This window comes from Priestia sp. P5_B4 (assembly GCF_056400385.1).
Genome location: NZ_JBFULJ010001048.1, coordinates 1 through 1,195, shown reverse-complemented (window position 1 = coordinate 1,195; position 1,195 = coordinate 1). Strand labels below are relative to the sequence as shown.

At 40.5% G+C, this 1,195-nt stretch carries 3 protein-coding genes; 1 reads left to right on the top strand and 2 read right to left on the bottom strand.

Translation table 11 applies throughout. The annotated features are described in order from the left end of the window. A partial coding sequence (locus tag AC1DRF_RS28660) for a YitT family protein (protein WP_477742393.1) occupies window positions 1-161 on the top strand: 161 nt, incomplete at its 5' end. 28 nt (window positions 162-189) lie between these two features. On the opposite strand, the gene AC1DRF_RS28655 is transcribed toward AC1DRF_RS28660, so the two are convergent. Both AC1DRF_RS28655 and AC1DRF_RS28650 read right to left on the bottom strand, forming a co-directional pair. Next, a complete protein-coding gene (locus tag AC1DRF_RS28655; RefSeq protein WP_013056088.1) occupies window positions 190-867 on the bottom strand; it encodes a zinc metallopeptidase in 678 nt (225 codons plus the stop codon). Between the two features lie 64 nt (window positions 868-931). Then, window positions 932-1,195: sporulation protein YpjB (locus tag AC1DRF_RS28650; RefSeq protein WP_477742392.1), on the bottom strand; the 264-nt coding region annotated here is incomplete at its 5' end.

Here is a 1,195-nt window from a genome sequence, read left to right as displayed (position 1 = left end):
CCAACGTGCTATACTGCGTGGTTAGTAAAAATGAAATTTTCCGTTTAAAGCAAGTTATTACTTCTGTAGATCCACACGCATTCGTTGCAGTTACGGATGTTCATGATGTCTTAGGCGAAGGATTTACCCTTGATGAAAATAAAAAACCGCTTGAAAGATAAAAAAAATACCGCATTAGCGGTATTTTTTTTAGTCGTCGTTATTCATTCCTGTATAAATCATGATTAAACGAACCAACTCAAGAACTGCTACTGCTGCAGCTGCTACGTATGTTAAAGCCGCTGCGTTAAGCACTTTACGCGTCTCGCGCTCTTCGTCATTTCGAATCGCTCCGACTGAGACGATTTGCGTCATCGCTCGGCTTGAAGCATTAAATTCAACAGGCAGTGTTACAACTTGGAATACGACCGCTGCTGCCATGAAAATAATACCTAACAATAGCAACGGCTTAATCGACGCAATAATTCCAATCATAATTAAAATCCAAGAAGCGTTTGATCCAAGGCTTGCCACCGGCACAAGGGAATGGCGAAGACGTAAAAACGAATAGTTTTCTTTGTCTTGAATCGCGTGGCCCACTTCGTGAGCCGCAACGGCAGCGCCCGCGACAGACGTTCCGTAATAGTTGTCTTCTGATAAACGAATTACTTTTGAACGAGGATCGTAGTGATCTGATAAAAATCCGCCTACAGGCTCTACGTGAACGTTGTACAACCCGTTTTCATCCAAAATTTTCCTTGCCACTTCTGCGCCTGTCATTCCTGATGAGTTGCTTACTTGTGAATATTTTTTGTAAGCACTTCTCACCTTAAACTGTGCCCAAATTGGCACAAGGATAATAATGAGAAAATAAATCAAAAAGCTCATTTACCCACACCTTTCATTATGTGTTTGACTACTCTTTTATTTTAGACAATTCTGCGCTTTTACGTCAATCATTACGCCCTCTAGCTGACTTTCTTTTCTGGTCAGCAAAATATTTTCGCGCTCCTACATAAAAAAGTGTAGCAATAATAATACTTCCGGTGGTAATTGTAACCCAAATAAAAGACGGGTCTGTACGATTTTCTTTTACTTGTTCAAAAAAATCTTTTAAGTTTTGTTCCATTTGGTTAAACTGCTCATCGTTAATCTCACTTAGCGTTCCTTCAGTTTGTAAAAAGTGAACGTCCGCGCTCACACGCTGTACGTAGGG

Bases quoted from the DNA above. Each gene is read 5' to 3' on its own strand.
- AC1DRF_RS28655 (WP_013056088.1), bottom strand. From the start codon at position 867: ATGAGCTTTTTGATTTATTTTCTCATTATTATCCTTGTGCCAATTTGG.